Origin of the sequence: Gilliamella apicola, assembly GCF_000599985.1 — a bacterium.
GTDB classification, from domain to species: Bacteria; Pseudomonadota; Gammaproteobacteria; order Enterobacterales; family Orbaceae; genus Gilliamella; species Gilliamella apicola.
The window spans coordinates 343937-362611 of record NZ_CP007445.1 but is presented as its reverse complement, the minus strand read 5'-3'; the positions used below and the strand labels follow the sequence as shown (position 1 = coordinate 362611).

The following is an 18675-nucleotide window of genomic DNA, read 5'->3' as shown; positions in this document are numbered from 1 at the left end:
CGGAATTACATCCAATTGCCAATCAAAACAATAGTGATAACAAAACAGATATTATTATCAATATACTTTATTAAAGTTAAGGACTAAAAATGCATATTCATATTCTAGGAATTTGTGGCACATTTATGACAGGAATTGCATTAATAGCCCGTTCGCAGGGTCATAACGTAACGGGTTCAGACAAAAATGTTTACCCGCCGATGAGTACACTTTTACAAAAAGAACATATTGATATTATTGAAGGGTATGATCCTTCACAACTGACCCCTACCCCTGATCTGGTTATTATTGGTAATGCTTTATCAAGAGGTAACCCTTGTGTTGAATATGTCCTTGATAATAATATTCCTTATATTTCAGCCCCTCAATGGTTACATGACAATGTTTTACGTGATCGCTGGGTAATTGCTGTTGCAGGTACACATGGTAAAACAACCACAGCAGGCATGGTCAATTGGATTTTAGAAAAACAAGGTTACAAGCAAGGTTTTGTTATTGGCGGTGTTCCTGGTAATTTTAATGTTTCGGCAAGATTAGGCGAAGGTAACTTTTTTGTTATTGAAGCTGACGAATACGATTGTTCGTTTTTTGATAAGCGATCAAAATTCATGCATTATTGCCCTAAAACATTAATCATGAACAATTTAGAATTTGATCATGCTGATATTTTTGATGATCTCGGTGCAATCCAAAAGCAGTTTCATCACTTAGTTCGTTTAGTACCAAGTAATGGACTTATCATCACGCCTCAAGATGATGTTAATTTAAAACAAGTACTAGCTAAAGGTTGCTGGAGCGAACAAAGCTTTACGGAATCTGAAACAGGTTGGTTAGCACAACGAATAAATAGTGATGCCAGCCATTTTGCGGTTTATTACAATAGCGAAAAAGTGGGCGAAGTAAAATATTCTTTAGTAGGTGAATATAACATGCATAATGCGTTGATGGCTATCGCTGCAGCTCATAATGTTGGCATTAAACCTACGGATGCTTGTGCGGCACTAGGTACGTTTATCAACGCAAAAAGACGGTTAGAACTTTATGGTGAAGTTAATAATATAGAAATATATGACGATTTTGCCCATCATCCAACTGCGATTTTGGCAACGCTTGAAGCGTTACGTAGCAAAATTGGCGCTAATCGCCGAATTTTAGCCGTTCTTGAACCTCGTTCAAATACAATGAAGCTTGGTGTATCAAAAGACGAGTTGGCTCCATCACTTGGTCGTGCTGATGAAGTTTTTATATTCCAACCTGAACAATTACCATGGTTAGTAGCGGATGTTGTCGATGGTTGTATTCAGCCTGCATACTGGTCTGGCGATATCGATTTACTTGTCGAAATGATAACCAAATCAGCTAAACCAACTGATGCCATTTTAATTATGAGTAATGGCGGTTTTAACGGAATACATAATAAAATTTTAGAAAGCCTAAAAAAACAACAGTTAAAAAAACAAATGAATGAACAATCATTAATCTAATCATTGAGTTACCTGTATGATTTTGCCACTTAATGTGGCATCTCATTTACAGAAAGAGGCAGTATCATGCAATACTTAGTTACCTCGTCTGAAATGAAGCATTACGATGCTTATACCTCAAATGAAATTGGCTTACCCTCCCTAGTACTAATGGAACGCGCGGCATTAGCCGTTGTGAAACAACTCAATAACTATAATTTGAATAAAGTAGCTGTAGTATGTGGATATGGTAATAATGGTGGTGACGGCATTGCCATTGCTCGCCTACTTAAATTAAAGCATATTGATGTGGATGTTTATTTAATTGGTAATCCAGAAAATGCTTCCAACGAAACATTACAGCAAATAAAAATAGCACAGCATTATAATATTACTTTTACAACTTCACCCACCGATTCATTTGCCAAGTATACAACTATTGTTGATGCCATTTTTGGTATAGGGCTTAATCGTATTGTTACAGGTGATTTTTTTCATACAATTGAATTGATTAATCAAAGTAATGCTGAAGTTATCGCTGTTGATATTCCTTCGGGACTTTGCAGCAATACAGGAAAAATTCTTGGTATTGCAATTAAGGCCAAACAAACGGTAACGTTTGCCTATTCAAAAATTGGTTTATCACTTTATCCTGGGGCTGAATTAGCTGGCGAAATCACTATTGCGGATATTGGTATCTATGCAAATACTCCAGCAAGTCATTATACTTATCAATCTAATGAGTTGAGTCAATTACTACCACAGCGATCAAATAATAGCCACAAGGGTAGCTATGGTAAAGTATTGATTATTGCTGGCTCAGAAAATATGTCTGGAGCTGCGTTTTTTTCGGCTAAAGCTGCTTATAAAACTGGTGCAGGGTTAGTACGTATTTACACACCAATATGCAATCGTGATATTTTATTAACACAACTACCTGAAGTATTACTCACACCATACATTCCCAATAAAATCGATATAACAAAACTCGAAGAATTAATAAATTGGGCTTCGATCATTGTGATTGGACCAGGAATGGGAGTATCGGATGATACTCATAAAATCTTAGCGCACGTATTACAATACGCTACGATTCCTATAATTATTGATGCTGATGGACTTAATACTTTGGCTAAAAATTTAAAATTATTGGAACAAGCTCAGTCAACGGTTATTGTTACGCCACATTTGGGCGAAATGTCTAGATTAGTCAATCTACCGATTGAAAAAATTAAAGCTAATCTTATCATGACAGCTAAAAAATTTGCCCAAGACTTTAACGTAACCTGTGTTCTAAAAGATGCAAAAACCATTGTCGCAATACCTGGACATGCCACTTATATTAATCAATCTGGTAATAATGGTATGTCGACAGGAGGTACGGGTGATGTTTTAACGGGAATAATGGCAGGACTTATCGCCCAACATTTGTCGCCAACAAAAGCAGCCCCAGTAAGTGTTTACTTACATGGATTAGCCGGTGATGCAGCTTTAAAAAGACACAATAAATATAGTTTATTAGCCAGTGACATCATTGAAAGTTTAAATGATATATTAAACGTTTAGTAATAAAAATAACCTTAAATTTTAGTTTACCCTGTAAGGATTATTCATGAATGAAATTAACGACATGATAAAATTGTTATGTCGCCGAATAAAAATGGCTAGAATCGAAAAAAATTTATCGCAACAAGAACTTGCAGATAAATCTCAAATTGGTATAGCAACAATAAAGCGTATTGAGCAAGGTGAATCAATCACATTACAAACATTAATTTCAGTTCTTAAAGGATTAGACGAACTCGATCAGCTTAATAATTTACTTGCCTATAACGAAGTCATTCACAAAACCTCTGTAGACCAACCAAAACGGAAAAGAAAACAACGCACAACTAAAAAAGAAAAAGTTGATGTACTTGTTGAAAATGATTTTTTGCGCTCTAAAGTAAATACCATGCGCTGGAAATATTAAAAAAGGCTTAAAAATAAAACTCTAACAATCGGAATATACGTAATTTTTATCTTCGCCGATTATAAAAAAGGCGAAGATAAAAAAATGAATTGTTAACTACAATGTACCGTAATTGCCAATCCACCTCGAGATGTCTCTCGGTATTTAGCATTCATATCTTTACCAGTTTCATACATTGTTTTAATCACTTTATCTAAAGTTACTTTTGCTGCAGTTATTCGTCTTAATGCCATTCTTGTGGCATTGATAGCTTTGACTGCTGCAATAGCATTACGCTCAATACATGGTACTTGTACTTGCCCTGCAACGGGATCGCAAGTCAAACCTAAATTATGTTCCATTGCTATTTCGGCAGCCATACAAACTTGCTCGGGATTTCCGCCTAAAAGTTCAGCTAATCCTGCAGCAGCCATTGAGCAAGCTACACCGACCTCACCTTGGCAACCAACTTCCGCGCCCGAAATAGAAGCATTCATTTGATAAAGTTGACCAATTGCACCACAAGTTAAAAAGAATCGAATATAGATATCAGGCGTAACGGGGTTAATAAATTTATCATAATAACCCAATACCGCTGGAATAATACCGCAAGCACCATTAGTTGGAGCAGTAACTACGCGGCCCCCTGCTGCGTTTTCTTCACTCACAGCAAGTGCAAACATATTAACCCAGTCAATGATTACCATAGGATCACTAATGATCTGATCTTTCGTTGTTGATAGCTGACGATATAGAGAAAAAGCTCGGCGTGGTACTTTAAGTGGTCCTGGTAATAAACCTTCTGTATTCATACCACGTTTGATACATTCTAAAATAGTTTGCCCTACCCGTGAAAAGTAATCTTCAATTTCTTCATACGAATGCAATTGCAGCTCATTTTTCATCATAATACTTGAAATTGATAAAGAATTATCTTCACAATGCTTCAATAGTTGTGCAGCAGAAGAAAAACGATAAGGCAGTTTTATTGACTCTGGTTCTTGCTTTGCAAATTGTTCTTCTTCTACAATTTTACCGCCACCTACTGAATAATAGGTTTTCTGAAACAGTAAAGTTTCACCATTATAGGCACTCAATGTCATACCATTTTCATGTAGTGGTAAAAATTTTGAATGAAACACCATACAACTAGCAAGAGGAAAATCGATTTCGTAACGACTATCATAAATCGGTAAGCGATGTGTCTGACTGATTTTTTCAATAAAAGATGGAATATTATCAATATTCACCATATCAGGTTTTTCGCCAGCAAGTCCCATAATAATAGCGATATCTGTTTGGTGACCTTTACCTGTTAGCGATAAAGATCCGTAGACATCAGCGACAATTTTGGTCACCGATGGCATCATATCATTACTAATCAGTTGATCAACAAATGCCTTCCCTGCTCTCATAGGGCCTACCGTATGTGAACTTGAAGGGCCAATACCAATTTTAAATATTTCAAATACCGAACTCATATTTTTCCTTTTTTGATACTAACGCAACTCAATTACGCGAGTCTAAATCTTTATAAATTTACTATTGTAACGAAATAGCCAAAAAGCAAATTTACTATTAATACTATTTTACCTATTGATAATACAAACCATCGGCTAATGCCAATGGCTTTTGTTTATAAAACAATAATGATAACTAATGGGATAATCTTAAATTAAATTATAAATAGCGGCTGAAATCGCAATAAATCCCATGATTACGATAAAACCATTACTAAGTTTGCCACGATATTTTGCTAATACGGGTAATTTATGAATTGCATACATTGGCATTATAAACAATAGGACTGCAAGAATTGGGCCACCTAATGATTCAATTAAACCTAAAATACTTGGATTAAGTGTTGCAATGCCCCATGCTGTTAAAAACATAAATGATACAGCAAGTTTTTCAAGTTTCTTTTCAGATATTGTTTTATTACGACTACGTAAAGCTTTATTCACTATACCATTAAAACCTTCTTTCGCACCTAAATAGTGACCCAAAAACGATTTAGCCATAGCAATAAATGCAATTGGCGGACCAATATACTCAATAACCGGTGAATTAAAACGATTGGCTAAATAAGATAACGTTGAAAGATTTTGCGCTTTTGCTTCTAAAAGTTCTGCAGGCGATAAACAAAGTGCACAACTAAACACAAAAAACATCACGGTTACAACCATCATAATATTACTTGCTGCAATAATTTTAGTACATTTTGATTCGGCATAAGCTTCACCGTATTCTTTACGTTTAGCAACAGCTAAAGAAGAAATGATTGGCGAATGATTAAATGCAAAAACCATAACAGGAATAACCAACCAAAGTGTCATTAAAATACCATGTCCACTGTAACCATTACTGCTAAAAGAAATATTATTAAAAATTTCTCCATTCCATTCAGGAATTAAAAATAATGCCAAAATCATTAACACAGCAATGAAAGGGAACACCAAAATGGACATAACTTTTACAATAAGCTCTTCACCAAAATGGACAATCGACATTAAAAAAGCGACCAAAATAAATGATAACAAAGCTCTTGGTAGTGACGCCATACCAAGTTGGTGCACCATAAAGCTATCAACGGTATTGGTAATGCCTACACTATATACAAGTAAAATGGGGTAAATAGCAAAAAAATAAAGTACCGTTATCCAATTTCCTGCCGTGCGACCAAACGCTTCCTCAACTACAACTGTGATATCACCGTCTTTACTTTTGCCTGACAATACAAAACGGCACAAAGCCCGATGAGCAAAAAATGTCATAGGAAAAGCAAGAATTAACATCACTAGTAATGGAATCAATCCACCTACGCCTGCATTAATTGGTAAAAATAATACCCCAGCACCAATTGCCGTACCATAAAGGCTCAACATCCATAAAGTATCGCTTTTACGCCATTTAGATAACGTAGCATCCTCTTTAGAAGTTGTTATACCCTCGTTAATGGTTAATTGGTCCATATTGAACTACTCCTTTGTCTAAAATTTTGCGCGTATGATAGCAACTTAAGACCTTTATCAACGTGATCTACGTCACACAAACAGGAAAAAGTTAAATATAATCAATATGATATATTTTATAAAAAATATCTATTTTGATACTTCTTGTGTTCTAAAAAAATAAAGTATCAGTTTTAATACGAAATGTTTATCGGATTGCTGGCAATTTTACTGTAAGTGCGAATTTATAATGTGTAGTGCTTTTGAATTGGATTTAGCATTTATCATAAGTAGATTGTTTTGTTTGATACTCTATTGATGGTCTTATTATCTATTCCACATTAAAAATAACGATAAAATTACTTTAGTGTTGCGCTAGGTACTGCTAAACTAGCAAGAATTTTTAGTATATTTATAAGTAAATTATTTTTCGGGATAAATTCATGCGAACCAGTAAATATCTTCTTTCTACGTTAAAAGAAACACCAGCTGATGCTGAAGTAATTAGTCATCAATTAATGTTACGTGCCGGTATGATCCGAAAAGTTGCGGCAGGTTTATATACTTGGTTGCCGACTGGTTATCGTGTACTTAAAAAAGTTGAAAACATTGTCCGAGAAGAAATGAACAAAGCAGGGGCAATTGAAGTATTAATGCCTGTTGTTCAACCCGCTGATATTTGGCAAGAAAGTGGGCGTTGGGAACAATATGGCCCAGAGCTATTACGAATTAAAGACCGAGGTAATCGTGACTTTGTATTAGGACCAACGCATGAGGAAGTAATTACCGACCTACTACGAAATGAAGTTAGTTCTTATAAACAATTACCATTGAATGTTTATCAAATTCAAACCAAATTCCGCGATGAAGTCCGCCCACGTTTTGGGGTAATGCGTTCACGTGAATTTATTATGAAAGATGCCTACTCATTCCATACTTCACAAGCATCATTACAAGAAACTTATGATGACATGTACAAAGCTTATAGTGCTGTGTTTACTCGTGCAGGTTTAAACTTCAGGGCTGTACGTGCCGATACAGGATCAATTGGAGGCAATTGGTCACACGAATTCCAAGTCTTAGCTGACAGCGGTGAAGATGATATTGTCTTTTCAACTGAATCGGATTATGCAGCCAATATAGAAATGGCACAAGCATTAGCGCCGTCTCAAAATCGTGCAGCACCAACTAAAGCAATGGAAATTGTTGATACACCAAACGCTAAAACCATTGATGAATTAGTTCAACAGTTCAATTTACCAATTGAAAAAACTGTTAAAACATTGATGGTAAAAGCAACGAAAGAGAGTGGCCATCAATTAGTCGCATTATTGGTACGTGGTGATCATACTTTAAATGAAATCAAAGCTGAAAAAATTGATATCGTTGCTTCACCATTAGAATTTGCAACTGACGAAGAAATTCGTGCTATTGTTAATGCTGGTCCAGGTTCATTAGGTCCAATCAACCTAAATATGCCAATCATTATTGACCGTGATGTGGCAGTAATGAGTGATTTTAGTGCCGGAGCCAATATTGATCATAAACATTACTTTAATATCAATTGGGAACGAGACGTTGCACTACCACGTATTGAAGATATTCGTAATGTGGTTGAAGGGGACATTAGTCCAGATGGTAAAGGTACATTGCAAATTAAACGTGGCATTGAGGTTGGTCATATTTTCCAACTTGGAACTAAATATTCAGAAGCTATGAAAGCAACGGTTCAAGGCGAGGATGGACAAAACCACGTTATGATTATGGGTTGTTATGGTATTGGCGTAAGTCGTATTGTAGCTGCAGCGATTGAACAATGCCATGATGATCGTGGTATTGTATGGCCAGAAGCCATCGCGCCATTTAGTGTTGTCATTATTCCTATGAATATGTATAAATCTGAAAAAGTACAAGCAACGGCAGAAAAACTTTATGCGGATTTACAAGCAACAGGTATTGATGTGTTGTTTGACGATCGTAAAGAGCGACCAGGTGTGATGTTTGCAGATGCTGAATTAATTGGGATTCCGCACACCATTGTTATTGGTGAACGAAATCTAGATAATGGCGAAGTGGAATATAAACATCGTTGTGGTGGTGATAAACAGATGGTGAAAATTGAAAACATCATTGAATTTATCCAAAACCGTCGTCAATTGGCTTAAAAATTAATAAATTGTACCTATTTTTATGCTGTACACAACACAACAATTAAGAGCTTGTTATGGTTTTATCAAAGTAAAGTTAGCAAATTCATTAATGTTGTGTTGTGTCTGTTTCATGATAATCGGCTGTCAATCTAATATGAAACCTAGTGTGAATTTACCTAATAATTTTTATAAAATATCTGATGATCTTTCACGATCAGAACAGCCGACCAGAAAACAGATACAATATCTTGATAAAATAGGTTTTAAAACCATAATTAACTTGCGTCTATTGCATAGTGATCGTGACAAGTTAGAAAATACGACTCTTTCCGAAGTTTGGATTAAAATACGAGCAGGAAATATTTCTGACGAAAAAATGATTGAAATACTTAAAGCGATTAAGCAATCACCTAAACCAATTTTAATTCATTGTTGGCATGGTAGTGATCGCACTGGTGTTGCTGTAGCTATGTATCGTATGGTTTTCCAAAATTGGTCAAAACCACAGGCTATTAATGAGTTAATGAAACCTGAATTTGGTCATCACTATAATGTTTATCCTAATATTATCAAATATATCGAAAATGTTGATATCGAAAAAATTCGAGCCGCTGTATTCCAATAATTTATTATTTTTTTATAATCCATACCTGATTTAACTAACTGTTGATTAGCAAGTGAAATTGTCTTTTTTTTCGGCTAGAATAGTAAACTGTTAATATTTTTATCTCTATAGGTTGAAACAATGTTAAAAAAAACAGTCGCATTTGTACTATCTACATCGTTATTATTACAAAATGCCCCATTAGTTTATGCCGATAATATCAACCTTCCTGATATAGGTACTGCCGCAGCTTCAACATTAAGTATAGGACAAGAGATGGAGATGGGGGATTATTATATGCGCCTATTACGGGCTGATGCTCCTATCATTAACGATCCTGTTTTAAATCAATATATTAATGATTTAGGTAAAAAATTAGTTTTAAAAGCCGAATCAGTACAAACACCTTTTCATTTTTATATTATGAAAAGCAATGTACTCAACGCATTTGCTTTTTTTGGTGGTAATGTAGTTATTCACTCTAAGTTAATTCTGGATACGACTAATGAAAGCCAATTAGCTTCTGTCATGGCTCACGAAATTGGTCATGTTACTCAACGTCATTTGGCTAGGGCAATGGAAAACCAAAATCGCAACAGTCCTTATGTCTGGGGTGCGACATTAGGTTCTTTATTATTAACATTAGCCAATCCAGAAGCTGGGATGATGGCAATAACAAGTACCATGGCGGGTTCAACGCAAAGTATGATTAGCTTTACACAAAGTAATGAACAAGAAGCCGATCGCGTTGGTCTAAGAACACTTGCCAGAGCAGGATTTGATCCATATGCTTCATCGGAGTTCTTGCAAAAGTTAGCTGATGAAACTCGTTTTAGTAGTAAGCCACCAGAAATTTTACTTACTCATCCACTACCAAATAGTCGTTTATCCGATATTCGTAATCGTTCACTGCAATATTCTAAAAAAGATGTTGCCCCATCACTCAATTATTATTTAGCTAAAGCAAGATTAGCTATTTTATTCAGTAATAATATCAATACAGGCAAATTATTACTTGAAGATTACAAAAAACTCAATAATGAGCAAAGCAAAATTGCTATGGTTTATGGTAGTGCGCTAGCAGATTACCGAAGTGGCAATTATCAAAGAGCAAAACAGCAATTACAACCATTATTAGATAATGATCCCAATAATATTTGGTATATAGATTTAATGACGGATATTGATTTAAATACAAATAACAATAATGCTGCAATTAATCGATTACAAGCGGCATTAAAAAAATCACCAAATAGCTCAGCGTTACAACTTAATTTGGCTAATGCTTACGTGAAAAATAAAAATTATCAACAAGCTGTAAGTCTACTTCATCGATATACTTTTGATCATAATGATGATACTAATGGTTGGGAATTGTTGATTTCAGCTTATGGAGGATCACATTCAAGAGCGCAAGAAATGAGTGCTCAAGCAGAACTGATTGCACTAGAAGGTCAATTTCAAGGATCAATCCAAATATTGCAAAATGCTAAAAATCAAACCAAAGGCGATCAAATCATGATTTCGAGGATTGAGGCTAGAATTAAAAAGTTACAACAACTACAACAACGTTATGCACAATACAGTAAAAGATAAACGCTAGATAGATTTATTATCTCTCATTTTATGTTATTAAATACATTATTTGAGAGATAATAAAAATTACCTGACCGATTATTTATCCGTTAAATGATCGACATTATTATAGTATTTAACCGTAAATTTTCCTTCTGCCTCATCATCCGCTTGTTGATAATTAACAACACTTACACTGGTATTTAACATGCGCGGAAAGTATTGATCATCACGGTGAAAACGCCAATCACCACCATTTAATACGCAGAGTAATAACCGTAATACCGTTCCATGCGAAACGACTAAAATATTACCCGTATTTTGTGGCGCTCTTTGGATTATAGTATTTAGTCCTTGTTTCATACGCGTTAGAACATCAAGATAATTTTCACCTTTATTGACAGAAGCATCAAAATTAGCAGGATCAGTTAAATAAGTCGTAAATTCTGGCACTTCTTTTTTAAGAGCAGGTACATGTCTACCCTCCCAATCACCAAAATCCATTTCTTGCAAATCGGACAGTTCAAATGTGGGAATATCTTTGATATTTTCGTTAATGATATAATTACGCGTTTCTATGGCACGTTGTTGAGTACTAGAGTATGCTTGCAAAAAAGGAACATCTTTTAAATATTGCCCTGTTATTTTAGCCCCTAAAACGCCTTGTTCTGTCAGAGGAGAATTTTGCGATCCTTGCATTTGATCTTTAATATTCCACTCTGTTTGCCCATGTCTAATTAAGTATAAATTGAGATCTTTCATTCGCACTTATTACCTTTTTATTTTAATGATTCTGTTTGTTGATATTTATCATTTCTAAGCTGATTTAAACATGCTTGCAACTTATCATCCATCGGTGCATGTAACTGCATTTCTTGTAAAGTTTTAGGATGAATAAATTTCACATTAGCTGCGTGTAAAAATAATCGGTTAAGTTTGGTATCTGCCAGTTGCATATCAAATTGGTTATCACCATAACGATCATCAAAAGCAATTGGATGGTTAGCATATTGAGTATGAACTCGAATTTGATGAGTACGTCCTGTAACTGGACTAGCTTTAATTAAAGTTGCAAAATCAAATCGCTCTTCAACTTTAAATCGCGTTTCAGAAGGTTTTCCTTCTTTATCAACTTTGACAACACGTTCCCCACTTTTTAATACGTTTTTAAGTAATGGTGCCTGCACTACTTTACATTCTGACGGCCAATTTCCTTTTACTAATGCCAAATAATTTTTTTGCATCTGTTTAAGTCTAAGCTGCTCATGTAATGCTTTTAATGCTGAACGTTTTTTTGCTATTAATAATACACCCGATGTTTCACGATCAATTCGATGAACTAATTCTAAAAACTTTGCTTCGGGTCTTAATGCGCGTAATCCTTCAATGACACCAAAACTTAAACCACTTCCGCCATGAACAGCAATACCAGAAGGCTTATTAATGGCTAAAATAACGTCGTCTTCATAAATGATTGCTTTTTCTAAATCAGCAACTTTATTAAGCTTAGTTGAAATTTCGGGTGTTGTTTTTTCAGCAACGCGAATAGGAGGAATACGAATCTCGTCGCCATTATTTAATTTATATTCAGGTTTAACGCGTTTTTTATTAACTCTTACTTCACCTTTTCTTAGTATGCGATAAATCATACTTTTAGGAACACCTTTTAGGTGTGTAATTAAAAAGTTATCAATTCGTTGTGTCGCATTTTCTTCTGAAATTGTGACAAATGAGACTTGCAATTTTGTTTGTGGAACGTTTGAATCCATAAGAAGTGATTAATCCGCCATCAATATATAAAAGTCGTTTACATTATCCGAAAATAAACTACACTAGCATAACTTAAAAATTAGATAGATTACTTTCGATATAATTAAAGATAGGTAATTATAACGGAATATGGAGGAATAAAATAGTATGTTATCACTACTCAATCATTACTCAAATGGCAGAGCTGCTTGGTTTTTATTATTCCTTTCTACCTTTATTTTTGAATTAACAGCGCTCTTTTTTCAACATGGGTTAGGTCTAGCGCCTTGTACATTATGCATTTATCAACGCTGTGCTATTTTTGGGATTATGATCGCAAGCATTATCGGACTAATTAAGCCTAATAATTATATTTTTCGATTAGGCGGAATTTTGGTTTGGTTATTTAGTGCCTATAAAGGATTTACATTAGCTACATTTCACGCTCATTTACAATTTGAACCTAATTTCAGTGACACCTGTGCAATTAACGTTCAGTTTCCATCTTGGTTACCTTTAAATCAATGGTTACCAAGTATGTTTAATGCCTATGGCTCATGTGCCGATAAAATTTGGACTTTTTTAACCATCGAAATGTCTCAATGGATGATTATTATTTTTGCTTGTTATCTTTTTGTAGGTCTAACCATATTAATTTCTCAATTCTTTCCAGCAAAGAAAATATAATTTGCAACCAGCGCCGCTTTTATAAAACTGGCGCTTTTTGTTGAGTTTGCTAGAATATATGACAATTTTATTTTAAGAATTGTCATATATAAATGCTTTTGGAATATCATCCACCTATTGACCCTTGGCTTTCAATCCTACATCAAGATGACCATATTGTCGTTGTTAATAAACAGCCTGGGATATTATCTGTATCAGGTAATAAACCTCAGTTTATTGATAGTATTATTCACCGTTTACAACAAAAATATAGTTATGTCGAATCTGTTCATCGCTTAGATATGGCAACCAGTGGTATTATGGTTGTAGCACTATCAAAATTAGCCGATCGAGAGATAAAAAAACAATTTCGTGAACGGATCCCCAAAAAAACATATATTGCTGTAGTATATGGGCATCTTGAGCAAGATACTGGACAAGTTGAACTACCTTTAATTTGTGATTGGCCAAATCGTCCAAGACAAATGGTGGATCTTGAAAACGGTAAACATGCATTAACTCAATATCAAGTCATGTCACGAAATGAGAATAATACCACCCGAGTTAAATTATTTCCGTATACGGGACGTTCACATCAATTACGTGTGCATATGCAAGCCATTGGGCATCCAATTTTGGGAGACAAATTTTATGCACATCCTGAGGCATTTTCGATGTCTCAAAGATTGCTGTTACATGCTCAATCACTGACAATAAATCATCCGAAAACAGGTGAAAGCATGACTTTTACGTGCGAGCCTGATTTTTGAAAATATTCATATATTAAATAACGACAATTACACAAAATTCGCTAGCAGTAATATTTCACAAACCAGTTATGTTAAGGAAATCAAAATGCAAAAAATTGTTTTAGCAACGAATAACCAAGGTAAAGTTAATGAGCTACAAAACCTTTTAGCCGATGCTGGTTTTAATGTTGTTGCACAAAAAGAGTTCAATGTGCCAGATGTGGATGAAACAGGTTTAACCTTTATTGAAAATGCGATATTAAAAGCAAGACATACTGCTAAATTTACTCGATTGCCAGCAATCGCTGATGATTCAGGATTAGTAATTAATGCACTTAACGGTGCTCCAGGTATCTATTCTGCCCGTTATGCTGGTGAACATGGTAATGATGGGAGTAATAATCAAAAATTATTGCAGGAATTAAAAAATGTACCAAATGAAAAACGTACTGCTTATTTTTATTGTGCATTGGCGTTTATGCGGCATGAAAATGATCCAACACCAATTATTTGTTTAGGAAAGTGGAATGGCATTATTTTAAATGAAACACGAGGTGATGGTGGCTTCGGCTATGATCCATTATTTTATGTACCTGAATTAAATTGTAGCGCCGCAGAGTTAACAAAAGAGCATAAAAGTCAGATTTCACATCGAGGACAAGCGCTTAAACAACTTATTGCTAAGATTAAAACCGAATATTAAACCAGTATCATATATTTACAAAATTGTATCTTTACAAACAAACAGTATATACTTACATAAACCATCAATAATGGAGTTTAAATTTTGATTCTGATGATAGTAAGTGGTCGTTCTGGTTCTGGTAAATCAATTGCATTACGAGCGCTAGAGGATATGGGATTTTATTGTGTTGATAATATTCCTGTCGCTTTATTACCACAATTAGCCGATGCATTAAAAAACAATAATACCCCTGTCGCTGTTAGTATTGATATTCGTAATTTACCTATCAACTTTGAATTTGATCATGATATACTGCAAAAACTTCCTGAATCAGTAACGCCTGAAATTATTTTCTTAGACTGTAGCCGTAACACTCTTATCCGTCGTTATAGTGAAACAAGACGAGTACACCCTTTAGCCAATCAAAAGCATTCACTTGAAGAAGCAATCGATCTTGAAGAAAATTATTTAGAGTCATTAAAATCGCATGCCAGTTTGGTTATTAATACAGATAATCTTTCCGTTCACCAATTATCTGATATTTTAAGAGCGCGTATTTTAGGTAAAAAAGAGCGTGAATTAACTATGATTTTTGAATCATTTGGGTTTAAACACGGTTTGCCTGTTGATGCCGATTTTGTGTTTGATGTCCGTTTTTTACCTAATCCTCATTGGGATATCAATTTAAGACCCTTGACAGGATTAGATGAGCCTGTAATAAATTATCTATCAAAACAAGACGAAGTAACTAATTTTATCTATCAAACAGCTAATTATTTGCAACAATGGTTGCCAATGTTGGAGAAAAATAATCGCAGTTATTTAACTATCGCTATTGGCTGTACAGGAGGACAACACCGTTCTGTGTTCATTGCAGAGCAATTAGCTGAATTTTTTAAAACACAAAATAAACAAATACAAATTCGCCATAGAACATTAGAAAAAAAATAATTATTTATTTAGATTATTATTAAAATTCCATGCATCTTCTAATTGATTTATGCAGTGCTCCAAAATATATTTTAATGTTACTTTCGGCTTAGATTCTGTTGTTAAAGGAGTTACAAGTTGACTGATTTTGATTAATTCAATATCAGACGGTAAGTTAGCCAATTTGTGTTTAAGCACATTGAGCGTCTGTGGATGTGGATGCCCAATCGCAATGGCAGAACCATTTTTACGTGCAACTCTGATAGCTAAATCGAATTGTTGACTGATAACAGCCTCATTTTGCTTATCGTCTAAAAATACATCTCGTTCTACAACTGGAATATCATAAAGACTTGCCGCTTCTCTGACGGCTGTTTTTCCGACGGTTTTACTATCTAAAAAAAACATTGAGTGATAACTTAGCGCTTTCATAACATTTTCCATTCCAATTTGGCTGGATGTCATTAAGCTGCCCATGTGGTTATTAACTCCAATTGCATAAGGTACAAGCGCTACCGCATTGGTTACAATACGATCAACTTCTTCTTCTTCCATATAAGGATACAACGTATCTTTTTCTAACGGCTGCTTACCAAACGGAGCCATTGGTAAGTGAATCATCACATCATTACCATGCTCATGAGCGATATTGGCAATATGATGTGCATTTGGAGAATTAGGCAACACCGCCACCGTAATATTAGGTGAAAGTTTAATAATTTGCTCTTCATTATGTTGTCTATAGCCAAAATCATCAATAACTATTGCTAACTCTGCTGCCCATACATTGCTTGTTTGTAATAATAGACCAATGGCCATTGAAATGAGTAAACGAACCACTATTTTAACCATCCACTAGGATTTAAAGCTTTTCCATCTCGACGAATTTCAAAATATAATCCTGAACTATTTTGTCCGCCACTTGAGCCCACTAACGCAATGGGTTGACCACTATAAATTTTATCACCGACTGCCACAAGCACTCTTTGATTATACCCATACAAACTCATATCACCTTTACCATGATCAATTGCAACAACAAAACCATAACCTTGTAACCAGCTTGCTAATATTACGCGTCCATCAGTTATCGCTTTTACTTGTGTACCATCTTTAGCATTGATAACCATCCCTTTCCAATACAGTTCACCTTGTAATGATTCGCCAAATTGATGTAAGACAGATCCACTTACTGGCCAATTAAATTGGCGTTTAGGTTTACCAATACCACTAACTCGAGCCATGAGGGCTCGCTCTTCTGAGCTTAAAGTATAATTATTATTTTTTTGTTTTGCTTGAATTTTTTTTGCTTGTCTTGCTTCTTCCTCTGCTATACGTCGGCTTTCTCTCTCTGCTTCAGCAATTTTTGCTTGTAGTTTTGCCTCATTTTCATGCAATTGAGCCAGTTTTTGTTGATTAACTTGCATGGATGATTCTAATGAGGTAATCGTTTTTTTTCTATCTTGGCGATTTTTTTCAAGTCCAACCTGCTCCTGCTTCTGCTTTGTTTGTAACGTCTGTTGAGAAACCTGCTTTTTTTGTAAAGCTAATTTTTTTTCGTTAAGTTGCAATTGCGTTTCACGCAGGGCATTAATATGTTGTTCTCTGGCATCATTAATATAACCAAAATAGGTGATTAGGCGCTCATTGCGTTCACTTTGTTCACTAGCAAAAATAAGCTCAAAGCCGGTGTTCTTACCCAGTTTAAAAGCCGTTTCAAGCTGCTTAGCTAATGCGCGTCTTTGCTGCTGTTGTTTAATGTTTAAATCATCAATTTGCTTGATTAACTGAGAGATTTCCTTATTAAGTTTATTCAGTGTAGCACTATTTTTCTCAATTGAAGCCAGCAGTTTGGCTATCTCTGTTTCTTGTTGTTTGAGATCACTAACTAATTGTGTCCTTTCCTTTTTCTGTTCAGCTAACCGAATTTCTTGTTCTTTAATTGACTGGCGCAAATTTTGTAATTTTTGATTGTCATCAATCGCATACAAAAAGTTGGCATGCATTAAGCCAATTAAAATAGGGATAAGAAACTTTTGATAAATAGCCATAGAGTTGTAATAAGGATTTATTATCAAACGTAAATGATAAACCACTATACATACAAATAACTAAATATGCAAAATGTATACCATCTCAGCGGGTTTAAGAATAATTGCAGCATATAGTATATTAGGCATTTCACAAGCACTGATAAAAAGTATAAAATACAAAACTATTTAAATTACCAAAAAATCAATTCAACCATAAAGATAACATCATGCAAAAGTTTAATGTCAAAACCTTTCAAGGGTTAATACTAACGTTACAAGATTACTGGGCTAATCAAGGTTGTACAATGATTCAACCATTAGATATGGAAGTTGGCGCAGGCACATCACACCCTATGACTTGCTTACGAGCACTTGGTCCTGAGCCAATTAATGCTGCTTATGTGCAACCTTCGCGTCGCCCTACCGATGGTCGCTATGGCGAAAACCCAAACAGGCTACAACATTATTATCAATTTCAAGTTATTTTAAAACCTTCTCCTGACAATATTCAAGAGTTATATTTAGGTTCATTAAAAGAATTAGGGCTTGACCCAACGATTAATGATATTCGTTTTGTTGAAGATAATTGGGAAAATCCTACTTTAGGTGCATGGGGACTAGGTTGGGAAGTTTGGTTAAATGGTATGGAAGTCACCCAATTCACTTATTTTCAACAAGTTGGAGGACTTGAGTGTAAACCTGTTACAGGTGAGATCACTTATGGTCTTGAACGACTTGCCATGTATATTCAAGGTGTGGATAGCGTATACGATTTAGTGTGGAGTGACGGCGCCTTTGGTAAAACAACTTATGGTGATGTGTTTCATCAAAATGAAGTTGAACAATCAACTTATAATTTTGAATATGCCAATACCGAATTTTTATTTTACTGCTTTGAACAACATGAAAAAGAAGCTAAATTTTTACTTGAACTTGAAAAACCACTGCCATTACCGGCTTATGAACGTATTTTAAAAGCGGCTCACTGTTTTAATTTACTGGACGCTCGTAAAGCAATTTCTGTTACTGAAAGACAGCGATATATTTTACGTATCAGAACATTAACTAAAATGGTGGCCGAAGCATACTATGCATCACGCGAAGCTCTTGGCTTCCCTATGTGCCAAAATTCACGTTCTAACCAAAGCGCAGCAAAGTAGGAATTTAAA

17 protein-coding genes are annotated in these 18675 nt (G+C 34.9%); 11 read left to right on the top strand and 6 right to left on the bottom strand.

What is annotated here, in order from left to right; all coding sequences use genetic code 11:
* The first annotated feature begins 89 nt into the window (after positions 1-89).
* From mpl to GAPWK_RS01720, 3 genes are all read left to right on the top strand, one after another.
* Entirely contained in the window at positions 90-1484 is a 1395-nt protein-coding gene (gene mpl, locus GAPWK_RS01730) for a UDP-N-acetylmuramate:L-alanyl-gamma-D-glutamyl-meso-diaminopimelate ligase (protein WP_025314574.1), read from the top strand.
* A 66-nt stretch (positions 1485-1550) separates the two neighbouring features.
* On the top strand, positions 1551-3029 hold the full coding sequence (locus tag GAPWK_RS01725) for a bifunctional ADP-dependent NAD(P)H-hydrate dehydratase/NAD(P)H-hydrate epimerase (RefSeq protein ID WP_025314573.1): 1479 nt from the start codon (positions 1551-1553) through the stop codon (positions 3027-3029).
* A gap of 46 nt (positions 3030-3075) precedes the next feature.
* A complete protein-coding gene (locus GAPWK_RS01720; RefSeq protein WP_025314572.1) occupies positions 3076-3435 on the top strand; it encodes a helix-turn-helix domain-containing protein in 360 nt (119 codons plus the stop codon).
* A 92-nt stretch (positions 3436-3527) separates the two neighbouring features.
* Here the strand turns inward: GAPWK_RS01720 and GAPWK_RS01715 are convergent, their stop codons facing one another.
* Both GAPWK_RS01715 and GAPWK_RS01710 read right to left on the bottom strand, forming a co-directional pair.
* Complete coding sequence (locus tag GAPWK_RS01715) at positions 3528-4895, bottom strand: L-serine ammonia-lyase (protein WP_025314571.1); 1368 nt, start codon at positions 4893-4895, stop codon at positions 3528-3530.
* Positions 4896-5084: 189 nt separating this feature from the next.
* Entirely contained in the window at positions 5085-6386 is a 1302-nt protein-coding gene (locus GAPWK_RS01710) for a serine/threonine transporter (protein ID WP_025314570.1), read from the bottom strand.
* 422 nt (positions 6387-6808) lie between these two features.
* On the opposite strand from GAPWK_RS01710, the gene proS reads away from it, so the two are divergent.
* From proS to bepA, 3 genes are all read left to right on the top strand, one after another.
* Positions 6809-8530 (top strand): proline--tRNA ligase, encoded by a 1722-nt coding sequence (gene proS, locus GAPWK_RS01705; RefSeq protein WP_025314569.1) that lies wholly within the window; start codon positions 6809-6811, stop codon positions 8528-8530.
* 25 nt (positions 8531-8555) lie between these two features.
* Positions 8556-9140: a dual specificity protein phosphatase family protein gene (locus GAPWK_RS01700; RefSeq protein WP_080692403.1), complete on the top strand. Its 585-nt coding sequence runs from the start codon at positions 8556-8558 to the stop codon at positions 9138-9140.
* A gap of 120 nt (positions 9141-9260) precedes the next feature.
* A complete protein-coding gene (bepA, locus tag GAPWK_RS01695; protein ID WP_025314567.1) occupies positions 9261-10715 on the top strand; it encodes a beta-barrel assembly-enhancing protease in 1455 nt (484 codons plus the stop codon).
* Positions 10716-10793: 78 nt separating this feature from the next.
* Here bepA and GAPWK_RS01690 read toward each other — a convergent pair whose 3' ends face one another.
* Complete coding sequence (locus GAPWK_RS01690; protein WP_025314566.1) at positions 10794-11456, bottom strand: histidine phosphatase family protein; 663 nt, start codon at positions 11454-11456, stop codon at positions 10794-10796.
* A gap of 17 nt (positions 11457-11473) precedes the next feature.
* A complete protein-coding gene (gene rluC / locus GAPWK_RS01685) occupies positions 11474-12463 on the bottom strand; it encodes a 23S rRNA pseudouridine(955/2504/2580) synthase RluC (protein ID WP_025314565.1) in 990 nt (329 codons plus the stop codon).
* 148 nt (positions 12464-12611) lie between these two features.
* On the opposite strand from rluC, the gene dsbB reads away from it, so the two are divergent.
* The 4 genes from dsbB (at position 12612) to rapZ (ending at position 15494) form a co-directional block, all read left to right on the top strand.
* Positions 12612-13130 (top strand): disulfide bond formation protein DsbB, encoded by a 519-nt coding sequence (gene dsbB / locus GAPWK_RS01680; protein WP_025314564.1) that lies wholly within the window; start codon positions 12612-12614, stop codon positions 13128-13130.
* A gap of 92 nt (positions 13131-13222) precedes the next feature.
* The gene (rluA, locus tag GAPWK_RS01675; protein WP_025314563.1) at positions 13223-13879 is read left to right on the top strand and encodes a bifunctional tRNA pseudouridine(32) synthase/23S rRNA pseudouridine(746) synthase RluA; all 657 of its coding nucleotides are present in this window, start codon (positions 13223-13225) and stop codon (positions 13877-13879) included.
* A gap of 85 nt (positions 13880-13964) precedes the next feature.
* Positions 13965-14561: an XTP/dITP diphosphatase gene (locus tag GAPWK_RS01670; protein WP_025314562.1), complete on the top strand. Its 597-nt coding sequence runs from the start codon at positions 13965-13967 to the stop codon at positions 14559-14561.
* Between the two features lie 84 nt (positions 14562-14645).
* Positions 14646-15494: an RNase adapter RapZ gene (gene rapZ / locus GAPWK_RS01665; protein WP_025314561.1), complete on the top strand. Its 849-nt coding sequence runs from the start codon at positions 14646-14648 to the stop codon at positions 15492-15494.
* On the opposite strand, the gene GAPWK_RS01660 is transcribed toward rapZ, so the two are convergent.
* Entirely contained in the window at positions 15495-16313 is an 819-nt protein-coding gene (locus GAPWK_RS01660) for a divergent polysaccharide deacetylase family protein (RefSeq protein WP_158413565.1), read from the bottom strand. It lies immediately after the preceding gene.
* Positions 16313-17524: a murein hydrolase activator EnvC gene (envC, locus tag GAPWK_RS01655; protein ID WP_025314559.1), complete on the bottom strand. Its 1212-nt coding sequence runs from the start codon at positions 17522-17524 to the stop codon at positions 16313-16315. The genes GAPWK_RS01660 and envC overlap by 1 nt, the downstream gene beginning before the upstream one ends.
* A 209-nt stretch (positions 17525-17733) precedes the next feature.
* Here envC and glyQ point away from each other — a divergent pair, with 209 nt between their 5' ends.
* Positions 17734-18666: a glycine--tRNA ligase subunit alpha gene (gene glyQ, locus GAPWK_RS01650; RefSeq protein ID WP_025314558.1), complete on the top strand. Its 933-nt coding sequence runs from the start codon at positions 17734-17736 to the stop codon at positions 18664-18666.
* The last annotated feature ends 9 nt before the right edge of the window (positions 18667-18675 follow it).

Excerpts from the sequence above, each read along its gene's own strand:
- mpl (WP_025314574.1), top strand. The coding sequence starts at position 90 with ATGCATATTCATATTCTAGGAATTTGTGGCACATTTATGACAGGAATT.
- GAPWK_RS01725 (WP_025314573.1), top strand. The coding sequence starts at position 1,551 with ATGCAATACTTAGTTACCTCGTCTGAAATGAAGCATTACGATGCTTAT.
- GAPWK_RS01720 (WP_025314572.1), top strand. The coding sequence starts at position 3,076 with ATGAATGAAATTAACGACATGATAAAATTGTTATGTCGCCGAATAAAA.
- GAPWK_RS01715 (WP_025314571.1), bottom strand. The coding sequence starts at position 4,895 with ATGAGTTCGGTATTTGAAATATTTAAAATTGGTATTGGCCCTTCAAGT.
- GAPWK_RS01710 (WP_025314570.1), bottom strand. The coding sequence starts at position 6,386 with ATGGACCAATTAACCATTAACGAGGGTATAACAACTTCTAAAGAGGAT.
- proS (WP_025314569.1), top strand. The coding sequence starts at position 6,809 with ATGCGAACCAGTAAATATCTTCTTTCTACGTTAAAAGAAACACCAGCT.
- GAPWK_RS01700 (WP_080692403.1), top strand. The coding sequence starts at position 8,556 with ATGCTGTACACAACACAACAATTAAGAGCTTGTTATGGTTTTATCAAA.
- bepA (WP_025314567.1), top strand. The coding sequence starts at position 9,261 with ATGTTAAAAAAAACAGTCGCATTTGTACTATCTACATCGTTATTATTA.
- GAPWK_RS01690 (WP_025314566.1), bottom strand. The coding sequence starts at position 11,456 with ATGAAAGATCTCAATTTATACTTAATTAGACATGGGCAAACAGAGTGG.
- rluC (WP_025314565.1), bottom strand. The coding sequence starts at position 12,463 with ATGGATTCAAACGTTCCACAAACAAAATTGCAAGTCTCATTTGTCACA.
- dsbB (WP_025314564.1), top strand. The coding sequence starts at position 12,612 with ATGTTATCACTACTCAATCATTACTCAAATGGCAGAGCTGCTTGGTTT.
- rluA (WP_025314563.1), top strand. The coding sequence starts at position 13,223 with ATGCTTTTGGAATATCATCCACCTATTGACCCTTGGCTTTCAATCCTA.
- GAPWK_RS01670 (WP_025314562.1), top strand. The coding sequence starts at position 13,965 with ATGCAAAAAATTGTTTTAGCAACGAATAACCAAGGTAAAGTTAATGAG.
- envC (WP_025314559.1), bottom strand. The coding sequence starts at position 17,524 with ATGGCTATTTATCAAAAGTTTCTTATCCCTATTTTAATTGGCTTAATG.
- glyQ (WP_025314558.1), top strand. The coding sequence starts at position 17,734 with ATGCAAAAGTTTAATGTCAAAACCTTTCAAGGGTTAATACTAACGTTA.